This is a genomic window from Gilliamella sp. Pas-s25, assembly GCF_009795885.1.
Taxonomy (GTDB): domain Bacteria; phylum Pseudomonadota; class Gammaproteobacteria; order Enterobacterales; family Orbaceae; genus Gilliamella.
In genome coordinates this window covers 5,036-30,474 of sequence record NZ_WTEV01000007.1, presented here as the reverse complement: position 1 = coordinate 30,474, position 25,439 = coordinate 5,036, and the positions used below count along the sequence as shown (strand labels likewise).

The 25,439-nt window shown below is 35.9% G+C and carries 22 protein-coding genes; 17 read left to right on the top strand and 5 right to left on the bottom strand.

The genetic code is table 11. The annotated features are described in order from the left end of the window. Window positions 1-46: 46 nt before the first annotated feature. Together GQ593_RS04835 and ilvY are read right to left on the bottom strand one after the other, a co-directional pair. Window positions 47-2,233 (bottom strand): 3-hydroxybutyrate oligomer hydrolase family protein, encoded by a 2,187-nt coding sequence (locus tag GQ593_RS04835; protein WP_160431026.1) that lies wholly within the window; start codon window positions 2,231-2,233, stop codon window positions 47-49. A gap of 137 nt (window positions 2,234-2,370) precedes the next feature. After that, window positions 2,371-3,273: an HTH-type transcriptional activator IlvY gene (gene ilvY, locus GQ593_RS04830; protein WP_160431116.1), complete on the bottom strand. Its 903-nt coding sequence runs from the start codon at window positions 3,271-3,273 to the stop codon at window positions 2,371-2,373. 205 nt (window positions 3,274-3,478) lie between these two features. On the opposite strand from ilvY, the gene prfC reads away from it, so the two are divergent. From prfC to GQ593_RS04770, 12 genes are all read left to right on the top strand, one after another. Then, window positions 3,479-5,071, top strand: coding sequence for a peptide chain release factor 3 (gene prfC / locus GQ593_RS04825; protein WP_160431025.1), 1,593 nt, complete (start codon window positions 3,479-3,481; stop codon window positions 5,069-5,071). A 176-nt stretch (window positions 5,072-5,247) separates the two neighbouring features. After that, window positions 5,248-8,079, top strand: coding sequence for a pitrilysin (ptrA, locus tag GQ593_RS04820; protein WP_160431024.1), 2,832 nt, complete (start codon window positions 5,248-5,250; stop codon window positions 8,077-8,079). 114 nt (window positions 8,080-8,193) lie between these two features. Further along, window positions 8,194-9,066, top strand: coding sequence for a helix-turn-helix domain-containing protein (locus GQ593_RS04815; RefSeq protein ID WP_160431023.1), 873 nt, complete (start codon window positions 8,194-8,196; stop codon window positions 9,064-9,066). A 21-nt stretch (window positions 9,067-9,087) separates the two neighbouring features. Further along, window positions 9,088-10,368 carry a 3-phosphoshikimate 1-carboxyvinyltransferase gene (gene aroA, locus GQ593_RS04810; RefSeq protein ID WP_160431022.1) on the top strand — a complete coding sequence of 427 codons (1,281 nt, stop codon included), beginning with the start codon at window positions 9,088-9,090 and terminating at the stop codon, window positions 10,366-10,368. Between the two features lies 1 nt (window position 10,369). Further along, window positions 10,370-11,050 (top strand): (d)CMP kinase, encoded by a 681-nt coding sequence (gene cmk, locus GQ593_RS04805; protein WP_160431021.1) that lies wholly within the window; start codon window positions 10,370-10,372, stop codon window positions 11,048-11,050. Between the two features lie 111 nt (window positions 11,051-11,161). Continuing rightward, the gene (gene rpsA, locus GQ593_RS04800; RefSeq protein ID WP_160431020.1) at window positions 11,162-12,844 is read left to right on the top strand and encodes a 30S ribosomal protein S1; all 1,683 of its coding nucleotides are present in this window, start codon (window positions 11,162-11,164) and stop codon (window positions 12,842-12,844) included. Between the two features lie 98 nt (window positions 12,845-12,942). Then, window positions 12,943-13,233 (top strand): integration host factor subunit beta, encoded by a 291-nt coding sequence (ihfB, locus tag GQ593_RS04795; RefSeq protein ID WP_065638907.1) that lies wholly within the window; start codon window positions 12,943-12,945, stop codon window positions 13,231-13,233. A 304-nt stretch (window positions 13,234-13,537) separates the two neighbouring features. Next, window positions 13,538-15,841, top strand: coding sequence for a DNA internalization-related competence protein ComEC/Rec2 (locus GQ593_RS04790; RefSeq protein ID WP_160431019.1), 2,304 nt, complete (start codon window positions 13,538-13,540; stop codon window positions 15,839-15,841). Window positions 15,842-15,942: 101 nt separating this feature from the next. Continuing rightward, complete coding sequence (gene lpxK, locus GQ593_RS04785; RefSeq protein ID WP_160431018.1) at window positions 15,943-16,950, top strand: tetraacyldisaccharide 4'-kinase; 1,008 nt, start codon at window positions 15,943-15,945, stop codon at window positions 16,948-16,950. Window positions 16,951-16,953: 3 nt separating this feature from the next. Then, the gene (locus tag GQ593_RS04780) at window positions 16,954-17,139 is read left to right on the top strand and encodes a Trm112 family protein (protein WP_160431017.1); all 186 of its coding nucleotides are present in this window, start codon (window positions 16,954-16,956) and stop codon (window positions 17,137-17,139) included. A gap of 17 nt (window positions 17,140-17,156) precedes the next feature. Continuing rightward, entirely contained in the window at window positions 17,157-17,921 is a 765-nt protein-coding gene (gene kdsB / locus GQ593_RS04775) for a 3-deoxy-manno-octulosonate cytidylyltransferase (protein ID WP_160431016.1), read from the top strand. A 3-nt stretch (window positions 17,922-17,924) separates the two neighbouring features. After that, window positions 17,925-18,617, top strand: coding sequence for a DUF2461 domain-containing protein (locus tag GQ593_RS04770; protein ID WP_160431015.1), 693 nt, complete (start codon window positions 17,925-17,927; stop codon window positions 18,615-18,617). A gap of 176 nt (window positions 18,618-18,793) precedes the next feature. Here the strand turns inward: GQ593_RS04770 and GQ593_RS04765 are convergent, their stop codons facing one another. Next, window positions 18,794-19,321: a single-stranded DNA-binding protein gene (locus tag GQ593_RS04765; protein ID WP_160431014.1), complete on the bottom strand. Its 528-nt coding sequence runs from the start codon at window positions 19,319-19,321 to the stop codon at window positions 18,794-18,796. Between the two features lie 218 nt (window positions 19,322-19,539). Here GQ593_RS04765 and corA point away from each other — a divergent pair, with 218 nt between their 5' ends. The 4 genes from corA (at window position 19,540) to GQ593_RS04745 (ending at window position 22,329) form a co-directional block, all read left to right on the top strand. Then, window positions 19,540-20,481, top strand: a complete 942-nt coding sequence (corA, locus tag GQ593_RS04760) for a magnesium/cobalt transporter CorA (RefSeq protein ID WP_160431013.1) — start codon at window positions 19,540-19,542, stop codon at window positions 20,479-20,481. 196 nt (window positions 20,482-20,677) lie between these two features. After that, window positions 20,678-21,637: a glucokinase gene (locus GQ593_RS04755; RefSeq protein ID WP_160431012.1), complete on the top strand. Its 960-nt coding sequence runs from the start codon at window positions 20,678-20,680 to the stop codon at window positions 21,635-21,637. Window positions 21,638-21,661: 24 nt separating this feature from the next. Next, window positions 21,662-21,910, top strand: a complete 249-nt coding sequence (locus GQ593_RS04750; protein ID WP_081303153.1) for a YcgL domain-containing protein — start codon at window positions 21,662-21,664, stop codon at window positions 21,908-21,910. Beyond that, entirely contained in the window at window positions 21,907-22,329 is a 423-nt protein-coding gene (locus tag GQ593_RS04745; protein WP_065638821.1) for a YcgN family cysteine cluster protein, read from the top strand. Before GQ593_RS04750 ends, GQ593_RS04745 begins: the two co-directional genes overlap by 4 nt. Window positions 22,330-22,752: 423 nt before the next feature. Here the strand turns inward: GQ593_RS04745 and GQ593_RS04740 are convergent, their stop codons facing one another. Beyond that, window positions 22,753-23,310, bottom strand: coding sequence for a YggT family protein (locus GQ593_RS04740; protein ID WP_160431011.1), 558 nt, complete (start codon window positions 23,308-23,310; stop codon window positions 22,753-22,755). Window positions 23,311-23,346: 36 nt separating this feature from the next. After that, window positions 23,347-24,048 carry a YggS family pyridoxal phosphate-dependent enzyme gene (locus GQ593_RS04735; protein ID WP_160431010.1) on the bottom strand — a complete coding sequence of 234 codons (702 nt, stop codon included), beginning with the start codon at window positions 24,046-24,048 and terminating at the stop codon, window positions 23,347-23,349. Between the two features lie 36 nt (window positions 24,049-24,084). Between GQ593_RS04735 and GQ593_RS04730 the strand changes: the two genes are divergently transcribed. After that, entirely contained in the window at window positions 24,085-25,026 is a 942-nt protein-coding gene (locus GQ593_RS04730; protein WP_160431009.1) for a type IV pilus twitching motility protein PilT, read from the top strand. Window positions 25,027-25,439: the final 413 nt, after the last annotated feature.

Here is a 25,439-nt window from a genome sequence, read left to right as displayed (position 1 = left end):
TGTTGTACTGCCGCTTAAACCGATAGTGGTTTTTGGATATTTACTGTCAATTTGGTAATATCAGTTTGCCATCGTTTGTTTGGATGACATCATTGCGATTTGGCGTTTGCGTTATCGATTTTAAATTTTTACTGGTTACTTGTGGAGCATAACCACTTTTGCCACCGCGCGCTTTGGCTCGCACTACTTGGCTTACAGGTAGTGTGGCGTTGGTGGTCAAATTGGCCCATAACCATTCAATGGCATCTTCGCCATAATAATCAATTGGTAGTAAAGTGTTGTCAAATGGTGGTCTGCCGTCTAAGTAACTGGCATTTTCAACTTCAATGTATCGTAATTGCGATTGTTTTCCTTCAACTAAACTATTTAAAGCAACATAAGCACGCGATGTATAGTTGGGTAATTGTTTAACATTATTACGTCCATGTACAATAAAAGTTTTTATACCATTTAAGTTGCCCGATGCCATAACTTGTTTTATGCCTTGCTGCACGCGTGGATCTTGTGATTTTTTATAAACACAAATTGCGCCTTTAGTGCCATAATCAACCGTATTTTTTGTTTGCGAACTAGAATAAAATTCACGTCTTGGCGTGTTGAGATCTTCGTTTTCAACCAGATCTAAAACTGTTGCATCTCGACCATTCCAAAGTGGCAAATGCCCGTTTGCCATTTCCCATACTTGTTCAAACGAAATTTCTTCTAATGGCGCAACTTTTCCACTGTAGTATATTGGATTTTGCTGAGTACTGGCGACCGAAAAATCACACATGTTTTCAGTGACGTCGTATTTGCCATAAGCACTAATATATTGGTAAGGTAGGCCAATGGATTCCGTGTAGTAAAAATAGGGTAGTTGGATGTCCATATCGGGTGTCCAGCCATTTTTGTGTAGTTTTTCTAGGGCTTCTTCGGGCGTGCCTGTCGTGAGTAATTTTGCCTTTTTTAGGGCATTACAGCGTTGTTGTGAGTAAAGAAAATAACTCGCATAAGGCACGTAAGCATTGTCTTTATAAGGTTTTATTGCGGGAATTGCACACGGTATATATAATGCGCCATAAGCACTATAATTGGCAATGGATTTGGCTTCTAGCTTTTGTTTGTTGCTATTACCTATTTTTAGAGTAACTCGGGACTTATCAATATTCGGCTGAATTTGTGGATTAACTGCCACAATGCCGTCTATCATATTTTGATCATCCAATTCGCCTGCTTTTAATGCGGCACCGCCGCCATCACTTGCTCCATAGACTAAAACAAGGGTATTGTCTTTATTAAATATAACTTGTTTATTGGGCGAAAACATACTATTAAGTTCATAAAAGGCAAACTCAAGGGATTTTAATACATGTTCGCCCCAACGTGCTTCGGCATTGATTTTTGAGTGCAGTTGTTTTATGGCATAGCGATGGGGATATTTTTGAATATATTTTTCTTTATTCTTTATCGAAGGGTGAAATAAGATATTACCGCTATCCACTTCGCCCCATACGGTAAAACCAAGTTTGCGTTCGATATCATAAATGCCATTGCCTAACCCTTTGTCGTTATAGACCACTGCGCAGTTGTGTCTCAGTCCCCATAATCCACGGATTTGTACATCTTTGGCATTGAGTATTCCATCTGAATCACTGGCAGGAACGGCAACAATGCAGGGTTTGTTTTTGTCAAAATCAATCGGAATTTGAAGCAACATGCCCACGCCGTCTTGCCTTTGCACCGCTAATATTTCGGTACCTGCAATTTTGCCATCAAACAAAGGAGTTAATTCTCGCTTTCTAAAACCAAATAATGTTCCCTCGCCAATTTTGGTGTCAATATAGCGATTTAATTTGGCTTGTCGTCGTTCTTGAAAGTGTGGTTTGGTCGGAACTTCGACTTCAGGAGTAATAATGGTGGTTGATAACGGCGTAAAGCCCAGTCCAGCGGTAACAAGATCGTTGCTATCGCCATCATAATAAGTCAATGTACTGCGAATTAACCACTTAGGTTTGTGGATTGTATTGTCAATAGGGGCGGGGGTATCACTAGTAGTGTCAATATTGGTTTTAGCTGTAGCTGCAACTGTTGTTTTGCTATCGATTTTTATGCTGGTATCTGTGTTTGTTCCAGATGTGGTTGCTTGTGTATTTTTAACTGGTTCTGTTGATTCTGTCGTGTTGGCCTGTGCCACTGATGGTAGGGTTACACCAGCAAGAAGTATCAATGAGGCTAACATTTTTATCTGTTTCATTTGGAATTCCATTACAATTATATTTTTCAGATTTAATTATTATAATATCTTGCAAAAAATTAGTCGTTTATCAGTAATTTAATACGTCTATTGTGATGCTTTTAGTTTTTAATGTGCGATTATACACTATATTTTTGTTATCCGTTATTAGGTCGATTTAAATTGCAAATTGCCCAAAAGGCAGCGATGATTTTTTCAGATAACCGTCTCTTTTGTACGCAAATACCTACATCAAACGGTTCCATTAAGTTAGTGGACCATTCGGTTATGCGTTCTCTTACTCGTTCAGGACTGTTGTCCATTACAACTTTTGGCAATAAAGCTACGCCACATCCTAAAGCAACCATCGATACAATGGCTTCATGCCCCGCAACTGTTGCATAAATTTTGGGATTGGTGATTTTTTTTTGCTTAAACCATAAGTCGATACGGTGACGACTTGGTCCGTGTTCTGGCAATATAAACGGGATATTATGCCAATCGGGTTGTTTTTGATGTAACTTTTCGCTAAATGTGCTGTTAAGTTTGGGGATCAGCAAGACCATTTCAATTTCGCCAAATTTTAAAAACTCAATGCCAGTTGGGAGTTGTTTAGGTTTGCCGGCAATGGCTAAATCGGCTGCATTTGCTTGTATCTTTTCAACTGCGTCGGCGGCATCACCGGTTGAAATCTTAATTTCAACAAGTGGATAGAGGCTCCTAAAGCGATCGAGTATTTCGGGCAAGTGGCTATATGCGGCCGTGACCGAACAAAAAAGCGTAAGTTCTCCAACAAGCTGTTGGTTGGATTGATCTAAATCATATTTTAGCCGTTGGTGCATGTTTATTACTTGTTGAGCAAAGCGTTTGACTTTTTCGCCGACTTGAGTGATTTGTACTTGTCTATTGTCGCGAATAAATAGCGGATGACCAAAATGTTCTTCAAGCCGTTGGATCTGTCTTGATAAGGTTGAAGGACTAACATGCATGGCATGTGCGGTGATACCAAAGTGACAGGTTTCGCATAAATGTAGGTACAATTTTAAATCACGAATGTTCATAGCAAGTTCCGGTTTTATACTAAAACGCATAGTTTCCTGAAACTTTTTGTCAAGAAGCAGTAAATTATGCATGACTTATTAGCTAGGAAAATATTATGCATAGATCAACAAATAAGGCAAATGGGCTTGTGTATAACATCAATGGCAAAATAGACAGATACCTGCTAAAATAGACGATTATTTTTGTGTGGATTAAAACAGTTTTATGACAGAACAAGCTTATTTAGACGAAGTTAATGCACGTCGCACTTTTGCGATTATTTCTCATCCCGATGCCGGTAAAACCACCATTACCGAAAAGGTACTTTTATTTGGTCACGCAATCCAAACCGCAGGTACGGTTAAAGGCCGTGGTGCTAATGCCCAGCACGCTAAGTCAGACTGGATGGAAATGGAAAAGCAGCGTGGTATTTCAATTACCACTTCTGTGATGCAGTTTCCTTATAATGACTGTTTAGTTAATTTATTAGATACCCCAGGGCACGAGGATTTTTCTGAAGATACTTACCGTACGTTAACAGCGGTTGATAGCTGTTTAATGGTGATTGATGCGGCAAAAGGGGTTGAAGATCGTACCCGTAAATTAATGGAAGTCACGCGTTTGCGTAATACACCAATTTTAACGTTCATGAATAAGCTAGATCGTGATATTCGCGATCCGATGGAATTGCTTGATGAAGTCGAAAACGAGCTAAATATAATGTGCGCACCAATTACTTGGCCGATTGGTTGTGGCAAGTTATTTAAAGGTGTCTATCATTTAGCGAAAGACGAAACATACCTTTACCAATCAGGTCAAGGTCATACAATACAAGAAGTCCGAATTATTAAAGGGCTAACTAATCCTGATTTGGATGTAGCTGTTGGTGATGATTTAGCACAGCAACTGCGTGAAGAACTTGAGTTAGTGCAAGGGGCATCAAATGAATTTGATTTAGATGCTTTCTTGTCGGGTGATTTAACGCCAGTCTTTTTTGGTACAGCACTGGGTAATTTTGGCGTTGATCATATGCTTGATGGTTTAACTGCTTGGGCGCCAACTCCTCAACCTCGTCAAACTGATAAGCGTGAAGTTGAATCATCAGAAGAAAAATTCAGTGGTTTTGTTTTTAAAATTCAAGCAAATATGGATCCTAAACATCGTGACCGTGTGGCATTTATGCGCATTGTATCGGGTAAATATGAAAAAGGCATGAAATTGCGCCATGTTCGTTTGGCTAAAGATATTAATATCTCAGATGCATTGACATTTATGGCGGGTGATCGTGAACAAGTTGAAGAAGCCTATGCTGGCGATATTATTGGATTACACAATCACGGTACTATACAGATTGGTGATACTTTTACTCAAGGGGAAAATTTAAAATTTACCGGTATTCCTAACTTTGCACCGGAACTGTTTCGCCGAATTCGTCTTAAAGATCCACTGAAACAAAAGCAGTTATTAAAGGGATTAGTGCAATTGTCTGAAGAAGGTGCCGTACAGGTATTTCGTCCATTAACTAATAATGACTTAATTGTAGGTGCTGTCGGGGTACTACAGTTTGACGTGGTGGTTGCGCGTTTAAAATCGGAATATAACGTTGAAGCCATTTATGAGTCTGTTAATGTGACAACCGCTCGTTGGGTTGAATGTTCTGATGTGAAAAAATTAGAAGAGTTTAAGCGCAAATGCGAGCAGAACTTGGCTTTGGATGGGGGAGATAATCTTTCTTATATTGCGCCAAGTATGGTTAATTTGAATTTGACCGAAGAACGATATCCTGATGTTGAATTTAGAAAAACTCGGGAACATTAATTGTATTTATCACATAATAGCGGAATTTATTATTATGCCTAGGTGTTTTGATAAATCCGCTTCTTTCTCTTTAACAGCAGTTTTTTGACGATAAAGTCAAGCGAGTGAATATTATGGATTTGAAAAATAAAAAAATAGTTAATTTAATAATAGGTAGTTTTATTGGATTATTAACTATGACTACTTCACCGGTATCGTTTGCTATTGAAAATAAGCTTGTGAGCCCCGTTTTGTTAGAAAAAGTTCAGCAAAGTGAGCGCGATAAGCGCCAATATGAAGTGATTGAGCTATCAAATAAAATGCGCGTGTTACTTGTGTCTGATCCTAATGCTGTTATGTCACTCGGTTCGTTAGCATTACCAGTTGGGTCACTGCAAGATCCAAAAGATCAGCAAGGACTGGCGCACTATGCTGAACATATGGTATTAATGGGATCGAAAAATTACCCAGAACCAGCAAGCTTTTCTCAGTTTTTAAGCCTTCATTCTGGTAGCTATAATGCCAGTACTGCCACACATCGAACTGCGTTTTATTTTGAGGTCGAAAATAGCGCATTTGATAAAGCGCTAGATCATTTAGCCGATGCTATTGCCGAGCCCAATTTAGATCCTAAATTTGCCGATAAAGAACGCAATGCTGTTAATGCCGAAATGACGATGGCTAGATCGAACGATGGTTTTCGTATTGAACAAGTTAATTCCGAAACTATTAATCCTAATCACCCATCGGCACAATTTTCGGGTGGCAATTTAGAAACATTAAGTGATAAACCAAGTAGTAAATTACAAGATGCTTTAGTGACTTTTCATAAAAATTATTATTCGTCTAATATCATGGTGGGGGTAATTTATAGTAATCAGTCAATCAATAAATTAGCAAAATTAGCTGAAAACACCTTTGGGAAAATCCCTAATAAAAACATTAATGCTCCAATAGTTGATAAGCCAGCGATCACTCCAAATGTGCTAAGCAAACAGATTGCAATGGTGCCAGCGCAACCTAAGAAATTGCTATTTTTACAATTTCCAATGGAAAACAATTTAGATAAATTTGCTGATAAAAGCGATGAATATATCACTTATTTAATTGATAATAGTAGCCCCAACACGTTGTCTGATCAGTTACAAAAGCAGGGTCTTATTGAAGGTATTAGTTCGTCTATCAACCCTATCCGTTATGGTAATAGTGGTATGTTGAGTATTAATGTGAGCTTAACCGACGATGGTCTCGCTCAAAAAGATAAAGTTATTGGGGCTATTTTTAATTATTTGCAGTTAATTCAAAAGCAAGGAATTTCTGATGCTTATTATGAAGAACTTAAGAAAGTTTTAGCACTAGAATTTAAGTATCAGGATGTTGAGCGTGATATGTCTTATGTGGAATGGCTATCTGATCAAATGTTGTTGTACCCCGTTAAAAATATATTAAACTCTGATTTTATTGCTAATAATTTTGATAAAACAGCGATCGCCGCTCGCTTAAAAAGCCTAACGCCGGATAACGTTAGAGCTTGGATTATTTCACCAAATCAAACGACTAATAAGACGGCTTATTTTGTAGACGCACCTTATAAAATCGATAATATTACTAGTGAGCAAAAAGCGAATTGGTTGGCTTTAGGCAAAAATTTCACATTTAGTTTACCTGAATTAAATCCTTATATTCCTGACGATTTTTCAATTGTGAAGCAAAACCGTGCTCAAGCTCAACCAGCTGGGTTTAGTAAACGTGGTAATCATCTTCATTTTGTTAGTCAATATTTCAAAACTGAACCTAAAGCGGCGATTGTGGTTTCGTTACGGAATAACGAGGCTTTTAGTGATGCTAAAGCAGAGGTCGCTTTTAATTTACTTGATTACATTGCAAGTCGTAATTTAGAACAATTACGATTTCAGGCTAGGGTTGCGGGTATTTCTTTATCAACAAATAATGATAATGGCCTGATGATTTCAGCTAGTGGCTTTAGTCAGCATCTACCCAAAATGGTGACAGCAATTATTAATAGTTATCGCAATGTGACGATTGATGAGCAAAGTTTAGTGTTAGCTAAATCTTGGTATTTGCAGGAATTGGATAAATCTGAGCATGCTAAAAGTTATTGGTTGGCGGTTAATCCTATTAATGAATTGTCAGATTTACCATATTTTGAACGGGATGAAAGACGTCAAATTACAGCAACAATGACTATTAATGACGTTTTAACTTATCGCGATAATTTATTAACCCACTCAGTACCTTATATGCTTAGCTTGGGTAATTTGTCTAACGAGGATTCTTTAGATCTTTATCATTCCATCCAAAAAACACTAGTGCGTGATGTTGAATTTACTCCTGTTGATAATATTCAGATTAAAAAATCATTGGAGGCCAAAATGACTCAACATGCGAAAAGCACTGATAATGCTTTGATGATGAGCTATATTCCAACCGGTTATGATCGAATTAGCAGTTGTATGCTAAGTTATACGCTGTCTAAAATCATATCACCATGGTTTTTTGATCAATTGCGTACTAACGAGCAACTCGGCTACGCTGTATTTGCAGGCCCTGTTACAGTTGGAGATTCAGTTGGAATGAGTTTTATCATTCAAAGTAACCAATACGATCCAGCTTATTTATTTAAGCGTTATCAAGAATTTTATCCTGTTATATCAAATAAGCTTAAAGCATTATCTAAAGAAGATATTGAGCAATATAAAAAAGCGGTACTTGATGAATTGAAAATGCCTCCGCAAACATTGGATGAAGAGTTTAGTCGTTATATGGCTGACTATCGGAATTCGCGTTTTGCGTTTGATTCACGACAGCAAAAAATTGAACAATTGAAAAAAATAACTCAACAAGATTTAGTTGATTTTTATAATCGTTCAGTGATGGATAAAAAAGGTTTTGTATTTGCATCGCAAGTTCTTGGTAAGCGTGAAGATAATGCTAAACAGCCAGAGGCAATTTCTGAGTTTACTGAATTTGAAAATGTATCGGCATTGCAAGATGTGTTATTAAAATAGTGGTTATTTAAATTGTTGATAAAAATATAGGCTACACCTAAAACATTTTGCCAAAAATTGGCATTGTTATCACCTTGTGATACACTGCCAAAACCCTAATAGTTTGAGTGTATTATGATTACTGGATCGATTGATTATTGTGCTATAGGTCAACGTCTGCGTGCGTATCGGATTGCTGCTTCTTTGAAGGCTGAAGATGTGGCAGAAAGTCTTAAAATTTCAAGAGCAGCAGTCTATCGGTTAGAAAAAGGTGAGATCGTTAAAATCGAAACTTTAGAGCGACTGGCATCTTTACTCGATACGTCTTTTGCAAGTTTGCTTGGCATTGATACTGAATACTATTCGAGTGGTGAAGGTTTTTTTGAACGTATGCGTCAGTTAGAAGAGCAATCAACTCATATCTATTCTCACTTCGATCCTTTTTCATTTTTATTAACTTCACCAAATTATCTTGCTCATTTAGCTCTGATGCTAAATGAATCAAATGAATCGATTGATCACCCAAAATATTCTGTCATTTTGTCAATTTTAAAAGAACGTAAAAAGCAGTTTCATCAATCAGTCCCAAAGGTAATTAATTTAATTAGTTTGCGTAATGTAGAGCGGTTTTTGCATATTGGTTTAGTGGGAAATTTGACAATTTCGCCAGGCAAGAAGTCAGAAAGGATGTTATTAGCACGTAAAGAAGTTTATCATTTAATCGAGCTAATAGAACAACAATCCTTTGCACCCACTATTGCTATTACTCAAGAAGCAATTCCATCAATTGCTTTTCAGATTTTTTATCAAGATGAAAGTCCCATCTCATTAGCAATGAGCCCATTTCGATTAGGTGAGTTACCTAATGTTACTACTGGTATTGCGTCAATCACATCATCTTATGATGCTATTAAACGGTATCGTCATTTATTTGATAAGTTATGGCAAAATAGCGCGAAAGATAAGCAAGCAATTGATTTATTAAAAACGACGTTAGAAAAATTTTAAAGAATATTAAAGAGAGTCATTATGTTATCCTTAACATTACAACCGATAAAAAAATTTAGTGGTACGATTAATTTGCCAGGTTCGAAAAGCGTTTCTAATCGTGCTTTATTACTATCAGCATTAAGTAAAGGCAATACTCGTTTAACTAATTTACTTGATAGTGATGATGTGCGTTATATGCTTGATGCACTTGCAGCATTAGGTGTTAAGTATCAGTTATCGCATGATCGCACCATTTGTGATGTTCAAGGTATAGGGGGAATGTTGCAATCTGACCATTCATTAGAGCTTTTTTTAGGTAATGCTGGTACGGCAATGCGTCCTTTAGCTGCTGCATTATGTCTTGGTCCTAATAATATTGTGTTAACTGGCGAACCTCGTATGAAAGAACGTCCAATTGGTCATTTAGTCGATGCATTGCGTCAAGGAGGCGCTAATATTGATTATCTCGAAAATGAAGGTTATCCACCACTACATATTCAAGGTGGTTTTACCGGTGGTAACATCCAAGTTAATGGTTCTGTATCTAGCCAATTTTTAACAGCCTTGTTAATGGCTTCGCCATTGGCACAAAATGATACCGAAATTACTATCATTGGGGATTTGGTATCTAAACCTTATATTGATATCACTATCAAAATGATGGCTATTTTTGGTGTGTCAGTCACAAATCACAACTATCAAAAATTTACGGTTAAAGCAAATCAGTGTTATCAATCGCCGGGGCATTATTTAGTTGAAGGCGATGCCTCGTCGGCTTCTTATTTTTTAGCAGCGGCTGCAATTAAAGGTGGCACAGTTAGGGTAACGGGCATTGGTAAAAAAAGCTTACAAGGTGATATACAATTTGCCCATGTGCTTGAAAAAATGGGTGCTACAGTGATTTGGGCTGATGATTATATTGAATGTTCACATGGGCAATTACACGGTATTGATATGGATATGAATCATATTCCTGATGCAGCAATGACGATAGCAACAACGGCTTTATTTGCTAAAGGGCCAACTACAATCCGTAATATTTATAATTGGCGAGTTAAAGAAACCGACCGTTTATATGCAATGGCAACTGAATTGCGTAAAGTAGGGGCGACGATCGATGAAGGCAAAGATTATATTACTATTTTGCCACCCGCAAAATTAACCCATGCCGAAATCGAAACTTATAACGATCACCGTATTGCTATGTGCTTTTCACTCGTGGCGCTTTCTGATACAGCTGTAACAATATTAGATCCTAAATGTACCATGAAAACTTTTCCTGATTATTTCGAACAATTTAAACGATTAAGCGAAAAATAAAATGAATAAACCTGTTCCCATTATTGCTGTTGATGGACCAAGTGGTGTTGGTAAGGGCACATTATGCCAAGCGTTAGCCAATCATTTTAAATGGCATCTTTTAGATTCTGGCGCTATTTATAGGGTGCTAGCACTTAGTGCGATTAAACAAGCTATTGCTCTCGAAGATGAAAGTCAGCTTGTGCAATTAGCACTTAATTTACCGTTAACGTTTAATACTGATGGTTGTGAAGTTAAGGTGCTATTAAATCATATTGATGTCACTAAAGACATCCGCACAGAACAAATAGGTGGCGCAGCATCAAAAGTGGCGGCTATTAATACAGTCAGAGCTGCTTTATTACAACGCCAACGTGACTTTAGGCAAGCGCCGGGACTGATTGCCGATGGACGTGATATGGGCAGCGTGGTATTTAGTGATGCACCTGTTAAGATTTTTCTTGACGCAAGTGCACATTCTCGTGCAGAAAGACGGATGAAACAGTTGCAAGATAAGCAAAATCATGTTAAATTCGCCCAAATTTTGCAGGAGATAACTGAGCGTGATTTGCGCGATCGTAATCGAACTTTTGCGCCACTAAAACCTGCAATTGATGCGCTAATAATTGATACCACATCACTTTCTATTCAAGATGTTTTTAATCAATCTATTAAGTATATAAATGAAAAACTTGCGCTGTAAATTTATTTTCAGCGTTGATCAAGCTCCAATATAGGGATATTTGGAGTATTTTAAACAACCCCACAAGACATGATGTAATGTGGACGTTAATATTAATTTAAGTATATAAATATGACTGAATCTTTTGCTCAACTCTTTGAAGAGTCTTTAAATCAACTAGACACTCGTTCTGGTAATCTTATCCGTGGTACTGTTGTTGCTATCGACAAAGATGTTGTTTTAGTTGATGCTGGTTTAAAATCTGAATCAGCAATTCCAGTAGAGCAGTTTAAAAATGCCCAAGGCGAATTAGAAGTTCAAGTCGGCGACATTGTTGATGTTGTGCTTGACTCAATTGAAGATGGCTTTGGTGAAACAATCTTATCTCGTGAAAAAGCTAAACGTCACGAGGCGTGGCTAATTCTAGAAAAAGCAGTTGAAGATGCTGCAACAGTTTTAGGTGTTATCAATGGTAAAGTTAAAGGTGGCTTTACGGTTGATCTTAATGGCGTTCGTGCGTTCCTTCCTGGTTCGCTTGTAGATGTACGTCCATTACGCGATACGTCTCATATTGAAAATAGAGAAATCGAATTAAAAGTTATTAAATTAGATCAAAAACGTAACAACGTTGTTGTATCACGTCGTGCTGTTATTGAATCAGAAAATAGTGCAGAAAGAGAACAACTTCTTGAAAATCTACAAGAAGGTTCTGAAGTTAAAGGTATTATCAAAAATCTTACTGATTACGGTGCATTTGTTGATCTTGGTGGCGTTGATGGTTTACTTCATATCACTGATATGGCTTGGAAACGTGTTAAACACCCAAGTGAAGTGGTTGAAGTGGGTCAAGAATTACTTGTTAAAGTACTTAAATTTGATAAAGAACGTTCACGTGTTTCTCTTGGCTTAAAACAATTAGGCGAAGATCCATGGGTTTCAATTGCTAAGCGTTACCCAGAAGGTACTAAAGTAACAGGTAAAGTAACTAACTTAACTGATTACGGTTGTTTTGTTGAAATTGAAACGGGTGTTGAAGGCTTAGTTCACGTTTCTGAAATGGATTGGACAAACAAAAATATTCATCCTTCTAAAGTTGTTAGTCTTGGTGATGAAGTTGAAGTGGTTGTACTTGAAATTGATGAAGAGCGTCGTCGTATTTCACTTGGTCTTAAACAATGCAAACCAAATCCATGGTTACAATTTGCTGAATCACACAATAAAGGTGATAAAGTTAGCGGTAAGATCAAATCAATCACTGATTTTGGTATCTTCATTGGCTTAGATGGTGGTATTGATGGTTTAGTTCATCTTTCAGACATCTCTTGGAATATGCCTGGCGAAGAAGCAGTTAAAGCTTATAAGAAAGGCGATGATATCGAAGCTGTTGTGTTACAAGTTGATGCTGAACGTGAACGTATCTCTCTAGGTGTTAAACAACTAGAAGACGATCCATTTAGTAGCTTTGCTTCTAACTTCAAAAAAGGCACAATTGTTAAAGGAAATGTAACAGCAGTTGATGCTAAAGGTGCGACTATTGAAATCGCTGAAGGTATTGAAGGCTACTTAAAAGCACAAGATATCGCTCGTGAACGTATTGAAGATGCAACAACGGCATTAAAAGTTGGTGATGAAGTTGAAGCTAAAATCGTTAATATCGATCGTAAATCTCGTGCAATTTCTTTATCAGTACGTGCAAAAGATGAAGCTGACGAAAAAGAAGCACTTGCTGCGGTAAATAGTACTGCAACTCAAGAAGAGGCATCATTCACTAATGCAATGGCTGAAGCATTTAAAGCCGCTTCAAAAACTGAGTAAAAAATATTTATGTAAAGAGTAAAGAGGGCTTGCCCTCTTTTTCTTTTATGGTATAAACTGAATAAGTTACATGACACATAAATAAATTAGGAGTGACCATGAACAGATCAGATTTAGTAGAACGAATTGTTAATTGGCGCACACATCTTCCTGTGCAGTTAGTTGATGATTCTGTTAGAGATATTATTGAGCAGATCGCTTTAGCCATGGAAAGCAACGATCGTGTAGAAATCCGAGGCTTTGGTAGTTTTAGTTTAAACTATCGTGCTCCACGTAAAGCAAGAAACCCAAGAACGGGTGGAAGTGTTGAAGTGAAACATAAATATATTCCTCACTTTAAACCAGGTAAAGAGTTGCGAGAAAGAGTAAACAAAGCTGCAAACGCATAATCTTTAAATTCTATGTTTAATTAAAAGCCTTTGAGTCGAATCATTGGCTTTTTTATTTTGAGCAAGCTAATTCATTGAGCAATGTTCTCTCGTTTATTTAATCCAATCCGTCCATGAAAAATCCATCAACACGATAACTATGTTGTATTTTTTAATTATGAACATGACAAACAAATTTTAGCTAATTTTATCTAAATTAATGATCAAATTGGAAGACTGATCGAAAAAATCAAACTCATTTATCTTGTTAAGCATATTCAGTGATAGGCTGGCTATTGGTTGAAAATAAATATGGCGGGCACTAATGCGGCAATTTTATTCTCTTGATTTATTGGCTATCATGTTTTCGCTAGGCTGCTTGCCATTATTGTTTTTGCCATACTTATTATCTGATTGGTTGTGGTATGGTATTGCCATAATCTTGATCATGTTGATGTTGGTTGTTCCAGTTAAGTTACACAATATTTTGTCTATTTTTATTGTATTGGGTTTAGGTTTTTTATGGTCTACGGCATATTCTAAACAATATTTATCGAGTATTTCGCCTTATATTGATAAACAGCTTGTTGTTAAAGCCAAAATAGTAAATATAAATACACGACAAACAGCAATTGATCCTTATTATTTGTCATGTTCTGTTTTTTCTATTTCAGATGTTATGCTGCCTAATAGTATTCCGATTTCGGTTTATTGGGATAAGCCAGACCTCCCCAAATCGGGACAAATTTGGCAATTAACACTAAAAACGAAAGTTGTGCATAGCTATTTAAATGAAGGCGGATTTGATAGCCAGCGCTTTTCGATAGCAAACCGAAGTTTGCTATCAGCTAAATTAATTGATGCCAAACTAGTAGATAGTAAATCTGATCTAAGACAATTTATTACTGATTCAGCACTATCTTACATTGATTTGTTTCGTTATCGAGGTATCTTGTATGCCCTTGCTTTTGGTGATCGATCTCAATTAGATGACTCACATCGTGTGGTGATGAAGCAAACAGGCATCGCCCATTTAATGGCTATATCGGGTATGCATATTTTAGTGGTTTTTGGCCTGAGCTGTTTTATGGTTAAAGTGTTACTATTTTTTATTCCAAAGCGCTTTATCTATTTTTTTGTGCCGATTATTATAGGGTGGTTATGCGCTCTTTTTTATGCATGGTTAACGGGTTTCAATCCCCCTACATTGCGCGCTATACTGGCTTTATCAATTTGGATTTATTTACGTTATACAAAACATCATATAAGTGCATGGCAAAAAGTTAATCGAATTATTGCGTTATTATTACTGTTTGATCCGTTGATGATTTTATCTGAAAGTTTTTGGTTATCTTGCTATGCGGTAATTAGCTTAATTTTTTGGTTTGATTGGTTGCCACTCCCTAAAGCAGTAAAGAACAAAAAGCGTTGGTATGTAGTTAGGCTATTGCATTTGCAGTTTGGGTTAACCTTGTTGTTGCTTCCCATTCAATTTTTAGTTTTTCAGGGTGTTAGTGCGGTTTCAATTTTAACCAATTTGATTGCGATTCCTGTTATTTCGTTATTTACTTTTCCTTCTGTTTTACTGGCACTAATATTTAGTATTATCAACTGTTTTTCCATCGCATTGTGGTTTTGGTTGATTGCTGATAAATCTTTGCAATGGTTATTTTTTAATTTAAATTGGCTTAATTGGTTATGGCTTAACATTCCTTCAGAATTTTATTGGTTAAGTCTTTTAGGCTGGTTAGGTGTAGTTATAATGCGCACTGGGATTTGGCACCACTTTAGTATTACTTTGTTAGCCATTTTGGCGATATTGGTCACACCATTTTTCAAACAGCAACACTATCGTTGGCGGTTAGATATGTTAGATGTTGGTCATGGCTTGGCAATTGTTATTCATGATGGCAAGTCAGCCATTTTGTATGATACCGGAGCCAACTGGGAAACAAGTTCAGCTATGGAAAGGGTCATTATTCCTTTTTTGCAATGGCATAATTTGAATGTACAGGGCATTATTATTAGTCATCAACATAATGATCATGTTGGAGGTTTAAAATTGCTTCAACAAGTTTACCCAAAGGCATGGTTAATGAGTTCTTCTTCTGATTTAAATAATAACTATCCATGTTTAGCCGATAATCGTATTAATTGGAACGATCTGACATTTAATATATTGTGGCCTAATAAGTTGGTAAAATATGCCCAAAATGAGGACTCTTGTGTAATACAAGTAACCGATGGGCACTTTTCTGTATTATTAACTGGGGATTTAGAGCGTAATCAGGAGTATCAGTTAATTACAAAATATCGAAATCAGTTAGCATCCACAATCTTACAAATTCCGCATCATGGTAGTAGTACTTCGTCAAGTTATGCATTTTTAAACCATGTTAAACCACTAAAATCGTTGGCGTCTACCTCTCGTTATAATCCTTGGAAACTGCCTTCCAATAAGGTAATAAAGCGGTATCAAGATTTACACTTAGATTATTATGTTACAGCTAGAACTGGTCAAATAAGTCTATTTTTTAATAAGCACACTTGGAAGTTAAAAACCATGCGAGACGAAATTAAACCCAGATGGTATCATGATTGGTTTGGTAGTTTTCCAATTTATGAGTAAAATAGGCTATCGTTTGCTATAGGCAACCATGTTAATAATTGTTATATCGACATTAAAAGATAAAACAATTTGACTGAATGTAATTAAGTGATGTTAAAGTTATGATTGAAAAACTGTGGTATGGTAAAAATCGATTATTTTGGTTGTTCATACCATTTTCTTTATTATATGGTTTGATTGCTTTTGTTCGCCGCTTTTTATATCAATTAGGTATTTTTAAATCTTGGCGCTCCCCTGTACCTATTATTGTTATTGGCAACTTATCCGTTGGTGGTAATGGCAAAACACCACTGGTTGTTGGTTTAATTGAATTGTTAAAACAAAGAGGATTACAAGTTGGCGTTGTTTCGCGAGGATATGGTGGCAAGGCTGATAGCTATCCGCTTATTTTAGATAATACAACCACAACCGAACAAGCTGGTGACGAGCCGGTACTTATTTTTCAACGTACTAATGTGCCTGTTGCTGTATCGCCCCACCGAGCTGAAGCTGTTCAAGCATTATTAAAGCAGTATGAGTTAGATGTCATTTTGACCGATGATGGTTTACAACATTATGCATTATCGCGCGACATTGAAGTAGTAGTGGTTGATGGAAAACGTTTATTTGGTAATGGATGGTGGATGCCGGCAGGACCAATGAGAGAGCGAAAAAGACGATTAAAATCGGTTGATCTGATTATTATAAACGGTGATAGCGTAAATAATTTGGCTCAGCAGTATCCAAATAAAACCTACACCATGCAATTAACGCCACTATATGCAGTAAATTTACTAACTAAAGAAAAAAAAGCATTATCTTCATTGCAAAATATTTATGCTATTGCGGGTATTAGTAATCCAAAACGTTTTTTTGATATGCTGATCAACATGCAAATTGATGTGGTTAAAACCGTTTCTTTTGCTGATCATCAAAAATTTACTTTGCCGTTGTTAAACAATGTCGCAAGTAGTGAACAAACACTTTTAATGACTGAAAAAGACGCCGTTAAATGTAGGCAATTTGCCCAGAAAAATTGGTGGTATCTACCTATTGATGCGGTAATACCCGTAGAGGCTGTTGATCAGATCTGTTTGTTATTAGCTAAGACAAAATCTCAAAGAGAATAAAATATGAAAGAAATCTTATTAAGCGCACTTGCTTGTCCTAAATGCCATGGGCAACTACAATATGATGCCAACAATCAGCAGTTAATTTGTCCAGCAGATAATCTAGTTTATGCAATCAAAGATAACATTCCGGTATTACTAGAAAGCGAGGCAAAGCCACTCAATCAATCACAGCCTGTTCAAGAATAAGAGTTAAGGTATTAATTATGAATTTTTCAGTTATTATTCCTGCTAGGTATGCTTCAAGTCGTTTGCCAGCTAAACCGCTAGCGGATATTCATGGTAAACCTATGATTGTTCGAGTGATGGAGCAAGCAAAAAAATCGTCAGCCACTCGAGTAATTATTGCAACAGATCATCAGCAAGTTTTTGATGTAGTCAAGGAGTATGGCGGTGAAGTCATTCTTACTAGTGACAAGCATAATTCTGGTACTGAAAGGTTAGCAGAGGTCATTAATGCTTATCAGTTTGCTAATGATGAAATCATTGTTAATGTACAGGGGGATGAACCTTTAATTCCACCCGTTATTATTGATCAAGTGGCTGAAAACTTGGTGCAATATAAAACTGGAATGGCAACATTAGCGGTGCCAATTGCTTCTGTTGAAGAGGCATTTAATACCGGTGCGGTTAAAGTTGTGACCGACAAAGATGGGTATGCGCTTTATTTTTCTCGTGCTACGATTCCTTGGGAGCGCGATCGTTTTGCTAAATCGGTTGATCTCTTAAAGCAATCCAGTATTGGTAATTTTTATCTTCGTCATATTGGTATTTATGCTTATCGTGCTGGCTTTATTCGTCAGTATATCAACTGGGCACCATCTTCACTTGAGCAAATTGAAATGTTAGAACAACTTAGAGTGCTTTGGTATGGTGAGAAAATTCATGTTGCAGTGGCAAAACAGCCCCCAGCAATAGGGGTTGATACGCTAGAAGATTTAGAAAAAGTAAGAGCGTTATTTAAGGAGTAAGCAATGGCAAACTTCACTGGTTTTACACAAGCAGGGCTTAATTTTTTGCAAGATGCTTGGATAAATAACAGCAAACCATGGTTTGAACAACATCGCGCTATTTATGATAACGATTTAGTTAAGCCTTTTAGGCTATTAGTTGATCAACTAGCTCCAGAGATGCTTAAAATTGATGAATGGTTTGAGACTCGACCAGCCATTGGTAAAACTATTTCGCGTATTCATCGCGATACTCGTTTTTCAAATGATAAATCACTTTATCGTAGTCGCTTATGGTTGACCTTTAAACGACCTAATCGAGATTGGAAAGAAGCACCTGCCTACTTTTTTGAAATTAGCCCAAGTAGCTATCAATATGGTCTTGGTTATTATTGTTCATCAAAACAAACGATGGATATTTTTCGAGATGAAATCCTTAATGATACTAAGAAATTTTTAGCGATGACGCACTGCGTTAAAAAACCATTTGAGCTTGTTGGTGAAAGTTATAAACGGCCGTTAATCAAAGAGCAAGATGTAAAAATAGCAACATGGTATAACCGCAAAAATCTTGCTGTTATGGTAACAAGTGATCATATTGAAGATGTGTTAAATAGCGATTTACCCAATAAATTAATGAAAGGATTTAAACAATTAGTCCCGCTTTATGATTATTTAATGCAAGTGGAAATGATCAAAAATATACCAAAACTGTAATTTACTCTAAGTAGCAGTAATGTTTAATTTATCACTATTGCGTTTTAGAATTATATTTTTACATATTTAAAGGGCGTTTTTATATTAGCTGTTTTATATAAAATATAAAAACAAACAACCCCTTATAACAAAGGAGTTGTTGATGAAGTTTTTACATTTATACTCTAAGGTAAAACTTAGAATGGAATATCGTCGTCAAAATCCATTGGAGGTTCGGGAGTTGCGGCTGGTTGTGTTGGTGCTGCTGGTGCACTTTGTGTTGTCGGGCGAGATTGAGCAGCTGGTGCAGATGAAAAATTATTTGCGCTTTGTCCCCAATTTTGTGAGCCATCATTGAAACTTTCGCCACTATTTCTTGAACTTAAAATTTGTAAAGTCCCACCAATTGGGTTGATCACCACTTCTGTAGTATAACGATCTTGTCCTGACTGATCTTGCCATTTTCGAGTTTGTAATTGTCCTTCAAGATAAATTTGCGAACCTTTTTTTAAGTATTCGCCAGCAATTTCAGCTAATTTACCGAAAACAACAACGCGATGCCATTCAGTGCGATCGCGGGTTTCACCAGTTTGTTTATCTTTCCATGATTCTGATGTTGCGACACTCAAATTAGTAACTGCATTACCATTAGACATGTAACGAACTTCAGGGTCTTGTCCTAAGTTACCGACTAAAATGACTTTATTTATTCCTCGATTGGCCATTGTTAACTCCTAAAAATTACATAAGTATTTAAGCTAGGTATTGTAACATGAGACTATAGTAATATCAGCGAATTTAATTCAATTAATGGAATATTGATCCCATTATGTAAAGATAGAGAAAGATTGGTCTAACCATAGGAATTTTTTACTTTAACGAGTATAATGCCAAATATTTGTTGGTGTATTGTTCTAAACATTCCCCCCCTACTGGAGACCTTATGATTAATGCGTTTGGATTAAAAAACAAACAATTAGTAAAAATTAATGAAGGCGATATAAATAATGCGACTTGGGTTGATTTGATTGAGCCAGAGGAAGCTGATCGTGATTTTGTTTTAACACATTTAGGACAAAACTTAGCAACGAGTATTGAGTTAGATGATATTGAGGCGTCAGCGCGTTTTTTTGAGGACAACGAAGGATTACATGTTCACTCTTTCTTTTTTTATGCAGATGCAGAAGACCGAGCAGGTAACTCAACAGTTGCATTTACTGTGCACAATGGACGTCTATTTACCTTGCGTGAGCGTGATCTTCCGGCCTTTCGTTTGTATCGCATGCGTTCTCGTTATCAAAGCATGAACGATGGAAATCCCTATGAAGTATTACTTGATTTGTTTGAAGTTAAAGTAGAACAATTAGCCGATCAAATCGAAAATATTTATAGTGAATTAGAAGAGTTAAGTTTAATTATTATGGATCGCTCTGCGCAAGAACATTATGATGAAGCGATCACCTCATTAGCTGAACTTGAAGATACCGCGTGGAAAGTACGGCTTTGTTTAATGGATAGTCAACGAGCAGTTAACTATTTAGTTCGTCGCGCAAAAATGCCAGTAGAACAACTTGAACAAGCTCGTGAGGTGATTCGCGATATTGAGTCACTTGTTCCGCATAATGAATCATTATTTCAAAAAGTAAACTTCTTAATGCAAGCTGCAACCAGCTTCATTAATATTGAACAGAGTCGAATTATTAAGATTTTCTCGGTTGTGTCGGTTGTGTTTTTACCTCCAACAGTGGTTGCTTCTGCTTATGGTATGAACTTTGAATTTATGCCTGAATTAAAATGGGAGTACGGTTATCCGTTTTCATTACTATTAATGTTACTAGCGGGTGTTGCACCTTATATTTATTTTAAACTTAAAAAGTGGTTGTAGATTTTGCTATTTTAAATTTTTAAAACTTTATCCGCTAACTCGGTTTAGCGCAGCCCCATATAAGCAATATCAATTAAGGTAACTTATTGAAATTATTATAAATGGTTTATAATGTTACCTATTGCGCTTTCGGTATGATGAATAAAAAGCTTACTATTTAAATTAAAATAATTAATTTATCATAAAAGGGAACAACATGAGTCAATATGCACTAGTCACAGATATTGGTGGTACCAATGCTCGTTTTGCGTTGTATGATTTAGCAACTAATGAGTTATCTGCAATCACTAAAATTCTTATCTCAAAAAATGATATATTATTAACATTAATTAAAGACTATTTAGCATCCCAATCAGTAACCGTTGAAATGGCTTGTATTGCAATTGCTTGCCCGATTGATGATGAGGATGTGATCAATATGACTAATAATGATTTATCATTTTCGCGTTCTGAATTAATTCAAGCATTAAATCTTATAAAACTTGAGGTGATTAATGATTTTACAGCAGTGTCAATGTCAATACCTCAATTATCAAAAAAAGATTTAATCAAAATTGGTGGTGACGAACCTAATCTAAATTACCCCATTGCAATTTATGGTGCAGGTACAGGGCTAGGCGTGTCTCATTTAATAAAAATTAAGCAGCATTGGATTAGTTTATCTGGAGAGGGTGGTCATACCGAATTGCCAATGACCAGTGAAGATGAAGATCGTATTTTAGCTCAGCTAAGAAAAAAGTTTGGACGGGTTTCGACCGAACGTTTCCTATCAGGAAATGGTATTGTTAATATTTATCAAGCGCTGTTGCAAATTAATGAACAACCTATAGAAGCACTTACGCCAGACATTATTGTTAAAAATGCCTTATCAAAAAGTTGCCCGCTGTGTTTGCAAACTCTAACGTATTTTTGTACTTTTATGGGGCGCTTTGGTGGCAATTTAGCTTTAACACTGAATACTCAAGGTGGTGTTTATATTGCTGGGGGGATTGTGCCTCGTTTTATAGAATTTTTTAAATCATCACCATTTAGAGAGGCATTTGAACATAAAGGTCGCATGTCTTATTTAGTTAAAAAAATTCCTGTTTATGTGATAACTCATGAAGATCCTGGGCTATTGGGTGCTGGTGTTTATTTGCAAAACAGTCTTAAGTAAGGTTTATTAATAAGGTTTTATTTTATGATGTGGTGTTATATTTATCGAAGTACTAAAAAAGAAAATTGCTATTTGTATATGGAACATGAAAATGACTTTTCAAGTATTCCTGAAAAAATACTTTCTATTTTTGGTTCGCCGGTATTTGTGATGAAAGTATTACTTGATGGTAAACGGCGGTTTGTTGTCGGTACTTCCGATGAAATTGAAGAAAAAATAAAGACAGATGGTTTTTTCTTGCAGATGTTAAAAGAAGATGATTTTAAAGTATGATTGAACCATTTTGGGAATCTAAAACATTAGATCAAATGAGCGATGATGAATGGGAACAGCTTTGTGATGGCTGTGGTCAATGCTGTCTTAATAAGTTAATGGACGAAGATACCGACGAAATCTTGTATACCAATGTGGCTTGTAATTTACTTGATTCTAAAACTTGTCAATGCAAACATTATCATAATCGTTTTAAATATGAACCCGATTGTATTAAGCTGACCCGTGAAAATCTGCTTACCATTGAATGGTTACCACCAACTTGTACTTATCGTTATTTTTCTGAAACAGGTCAGCTGCCTCATTGGCACCCACTAATTACAGGGAATAAGAAACTTATGCATAAGCTAAAAATATCCGTTAAAAATCGCATTGTTTATGAAAAAGATGTGATTTGTTGGGAAGATCATATTATTTAAAAAGAGAGTTATTGTGTTCTTAGATTGTTGATAAATTTCGCTATTATTTAAATCTAACATAGTGCTGTTAAGAATATTTTGTAAAATATTTAAGTTTAAATTTTAATAAAATCAATATTTTAAATTTATTTTATTAAAATAAGACTGCTTTTTATTTGGTAGGTAATTGGGGCGTAACAGTTGGATTTAAAGTGCTTAGCCTGCTACCTTGCGAATAAACTCAAAATCAGCGGTATTTACAATGTTAAGAACAAAATGATTTTGTGGAAAAAAGGCTTGTTGTCTTTTTTATGTTTAATGAATGTATTTTTTCAGCATTGGCAATACCTTTGATTATTTTTCACTTATCTATTAACTAAAAAACTCGCTAAAAAGCGAGCTTTTTATCAATAATCTAAAAAAGTGTTCCTCTGTTATTTGAACTTAAAGTATCAGCCATAGATATCCAACAATATCGATAGCCAACATATTTAAAAACATCAAAATAAATACGAAAATCATAAATGAGATATCAATCATACCTATAGGAGGGACTATGCGACGGATTGGCGATATAAGAGGTTCTGTTAACTGAGCAAGCAATTCATCTGCACCTGATTGCCCTCGGCTTACCCAACTCGAAATTGCTCGAAATAGTAATAACCAAAATAATAAATATCCAAACGCATGCGCTATGGCTGCAATAGCATATAGAAGGTATTCACTAGACCACATTGGTGTATTAATCATGCCATAATAGAAAATAAAAACGATCTTAATAACAGCAACAAAGTACAAAAGAACCCATGTAGCAGTATCCATACGCTTAATCGACGGAATAACTTGACGTAATGGACCAATAATAGGTTGGGTTATTTTGACAATAAATTGGGTAAATGGATTATAAAAATTTACACGTGCAGTTTGCATCCATAAACGCAAAATTAAGATATATAGGCATAACGTTAAAATAGTTTTGCACAAAAAATAAAGTGATGTCATTTAAGACTCCTTAATATAAACTCTTTTGGCAATATATCACAAATATTGCCTTGCTCCAAAGATTGCCGTTCCTATGCGAACCATAGTACTACCAGCAATAATCGCAGCTTGCATATCGCCACTCATTCCCATAGATAATGTATCCATAAATGGGTAATCCGCCTGTAATGATTGCAGAAGTTGTTGCATTTGTTTGAAAACATCTAATTGTTTATCAAAATCATTTTCTATTTCAGGAATAGCCATTAAACCACGTAAATTTAAATTTGGTAGCGTGATAATGTGTTGCACCAAATCTGCAACTTCTTCAGGAGCAACCCCCGATTTACTCGCTTCTTGACTAATATTAACTTGAATTAAAACATTGAGTTTTCCCATATTAGCTGGGCGCTGATCGTTTAAACGCTGTGCGATTTTAAATCGATCAATGGTGTGCATCCAGTCAAAGTGTTCAGCGACTAATTTGCTTTTATTGGATTGTAATGGACCAATAAAATGCCATGTAAGTACTCTATTTGGCATGATTTGTTTGAAATATTGAATCTTTTCTACGCCTTCTTGCACATAGTTTTCGCCAAAAACGGATTGACCCGCATTTATGGCTTCGGTGATTTGTTGTACAGATTTGGTTTTACTGACTGCAATAAGTTCTATTGTATTGGGATCGCGTTCGCACTTTAATGCAATTTTCTCAATTTCTTTTTTAATAACAATTAAATTGTCTTGTATTATATTCATGTTAATTCCCAATTGGTAATTAGTAGGTAAAGTTTAATGTTAAACTCAATTTTGGCTCTTAGTGTAACGCAAAATGCGTCAGATTTGCACCTTTCAAGTGGCACAGTGCCATGCATTCGAGTTAATGGGCAATTACAGTTTTTGGCTGAAGAAAAATTATCACCATTACAACTTGAAATGGAATTATTTAATTTGCTGGAACAATCACAAATTGATGCCTTTAAACAAAGTGGACAACTTGATTTTGCTTATCATTTGGCAGAAATAGGGCGATTTAGGGTAAATATTTTCTATCAACAGCGTGGCATTTCAGCAGTATTTCGTGTTATTAATCATCGTATTCCAACCTTATCACAAATTAATGCGCCGGCTATTTTTAGAAAACTTGCTACAATTGACTCAGGGATTATTCTTATAACAGGTACAACAGGAAGCGGTAAATCCACGACTTTAGCATCATTAATTCAATATATAAATTCGACAGTCGCTAAGCATATTATTACTTTAGAAGATCCAATTGAATATATTTACCAAAATGATAAATCATTAATTCAGCAATGCGAGGTGGCAAATTTTGGAAGTGCTATTGATAGCCTTTTAAGGCAAGATCCCGATATCATATTGCTAGGTGAACTACGCAATAAACACTCGATCCAAGCTGCATTAACCGCTGCTGAAACCGGTCATTTAGTTTTTGCTACTTTGCATACTCATTCTGCTATTCAAACCATTAATCGTATCATCGATGTATTTAAAGATAGTTCACGAGATTTTATTCGCACGCAATTATCAACAAGTCTAAGAGCTGTTATAAGTCAAAAATTAGTTCCAGATAATAACGGACGTAAAGCTTTATTTGAAATACTGATTAATACTCCAGCAGTTAGTAATTTGATCAATGAAGGCAAAACGAAGCAGATCTTCTCGCTTATGCAGACTGGGCAGCAGTATGGCATGCAAATTATGCAAGACTACTAATTAAAAAATTTAAATTATGTTTGGTCGTAAGCTTATTTTACTTGTTTATATATTTTACATAGTTTGGAAAGGGAAATAAGATATCTTTACAAATCTTAACAAAAAAATGGGAGTATTTACTTTAAAGTGATATACTTTTATGTTTATAATCTGTCTCTCTATTTATCCTAAAGTCTTATTGTGAGATTTAAATATAAGTTATTATTGAATAATCAATTGGGGAAAATTAATTAGTTATTAATTGCTAACCTATTGATTTTATATGAAGATAACGAAATAAATTAAAAGCTTTGCGAAAATGTATAGGTCATGGTAAAATGATTAGTAACAGCACACAGCACACAGCACACAGCACACAGCACACAGCACACAGCACACAGCACACAGCACACAGCACACAGCACACAGCACAC

Bases quoted from the DNA above. Each gene is read 5' to 3' on its own strand.
- cmk (WP_160431021.1), top strand. From the start codon at position 10,370: ATGAATAAACCTGTTCCCATTATTGCTGTTGATGGACCAAGTGGTGTT.
- GQ593_RS04790 (WP_160431019.1), top strand. From the start codon at position 13,538: ATGCGGCAATTTTATTCTCTTGATTTATTGGCTATCATGTTTTCGCTA.
- prfC (WP_160431025.1), top strand. From the start codon at position 3,479: ATGACAGAACAAGCTTATTTAGACGAAGTTAATGCACGTCGCACTTTT.
- aroA (WP_160431022.1), top strand. From the start codon at position 9,088: ATGTTATCCTTAACATTACAACCGATAAAAAAATTTAGTGGTACGATT.
- GQ593_RS04835 (WP_160431026.1), bottom strand. From the start codon at position 2,233: ATGAAACAGATAAAAATGTTAGCCTCATTGATACTTCTTGCTGGTGTA.
- GQ593_RS04770 (WP_160431015.1), top strand. From the start codon at position 17,925: ATGGCAAACTTCACTGGTTTTACACAAGCAGGGCTTAATTTTTTGCAA.
- corA (WP_160431013.1), top strand. From the start codon at position 19,540: ATGATTAATGCGTTTGGATTAAAAAACAAACAATTAGTAAAAATTAAT.
- GQ593_RS04730 (WP_160431009.1), top strand. From the start codon at position 24,085: ATGTTAAACTCAATTTTGGCTCTTAGTGTAACGCAAAATGCGTCAGAT.
- kdsB (WP_160431016.1), top strand. From the start codon at position 17,157: ATGAATTTTTCAGTTATTATTCCTGCTAGGTATGCTTCAAGTCGTTTG.
- GQ593_RS04750 (WP_081303153.1), top strand. From the start codon at position 21,662: ATGATGTGGTGTTATATTTATCGAAGTACTAAAAAAGAAAATTGCTAT.
- GQ593_RS04815 (WP_160431023.1), top strand. From the start codon at position 8,194: ATGATTACTGGATCGATTGATTATTGTGCTATAGGTCAACGTCTGCGT.
- GQ593_RS04740 (WP_160431011.1), bottom strand. From the start codon at position 23,310: ATGACATCACTTTATTTTTTGTGCAAAACTATTTTAACGTTATGCCTA.
- GQ593_RS04755 (WP_160431012.1), top strand. From the start codon at position 20,678: ATGAGTCAATATGCACTAGTCACAGATATTGGTGGTACCAATGCTCGT.
- GQ593_RS04765 (WP_160431014.1), bottom strand. From the start codon at position 19,321: ATGGCCAATCGAGGAATAAATAAAGTCATTTTAGTCGGTAACTTAGGA.
- GQ593_RS04735 (WP_160431010.1), bottom strand. From the start codon at position 24,048: ATGAATATAATACAAGACAATTTAATTGTTATTAAAAAAGAAATTGAG.
- rpsA (WP_160431020.1), top strand. From the start codon at position 11,162: ATGACTGAATCTTTTGCTCAACTCTTTGAAGAGTCTTTAAATCAACTA.
- ptrA (WP_160431024.1), top strand. From the start codon at position 5,248: ATGACTACTTCACCGGTATCGTTTGCTATTGAAAATAAGCTTGTGAGC.
- ilvY (WP_160431116.1), bottom strand. From the start codon at position 3,273: ATGAACATTCGTGATTTAAAATTGTACCTACATTTATGCGAAACCTGT.
- GQ593_RS04780 (WP_160431017.1), top strand. From the start codon at position 16,954: ATGAAAGAAATCTTATTAAGCGCACTTGCTTGTCCTAAATGCCATGGG.
- lpxK (WP_160431018.1), top strand. From the start codon at position 15,943: ATGATTGAAAAACTGTGGTATGGTAAAAATCGATTATTTTGGTTGTTC.
- GQ593_RS04745 (WP_065638821.1), top strand. From the start codon at position 21,907: ATGATTGAACCATTTTGGGAATCTAAAACATTAGATCAAATGAGCGAT.
- ihfB (WP_065638907.1), top strand. From the start codon at position 12,943: ATGAACAGATCAGATTTAGTAGAACGAATTGTTAATTGGCGCACACAT.